This window comes from Vibrio sp. 10N.222.46.A1 (genome assembly GCF_041473595.1).
Taxonomy (GTDB): Bacteria; Pseudomonadota; Gammaproteobacteria; order Enterobacterales; family Vibrionaceae; genus Vibrio; species Vibrio tasmaniensis_A.
On record NZ_JBFRSN010001761.1, the window covers coordinates 1 to 308 of the forward strand.

The window sequence follows — 308 nt, forward strand, 5'->3', positions numbered from 1 at the left end:
GCTCCATCCCGCGTCCGACTTGTGAGCATTATACGCCCAACAAGATGTTTTACAAGTTTGTAAACATGGTGCCGAGAGAGGGACTCGAACCCTCACACCCTAAGGCACTAGCACCTCATGCTAGCGTGTCTACCAATTTCACCATCTCGGCATCAAATCTTTACAGATTATTGTGGAATTTCGTCGCCTTGCGCCGGAACTTCACTCACTGCATCTTCAGCTTGTTGAATCACCTGACCTTGAGTCGGGTCAATCCACTGTGACTCAGTTTTATGTGTAGACATATTACCAAGCACTAAGCTAAGGAT

1 tRNA gene and 1 pseudogene are annotated in these 308 nt (G+C 47.1%); both read right to left on the minus strand.

Annotated features, from left to right (window positions below):
* Positions 1–66: 66 nt before the first annotated feature.
* A tRNA-Leu gene (locus tag AB4496_RS29210) sits at positions 67–151 on the minus strand.
* Positions 152–167: 16 nt separating this feature from the next.
* Positions 168–308 (minus strand): annotated as a pseudogene (locus AB4496_RS29215) (preprotein translocase subunit SecG); the annotation flags it as partial.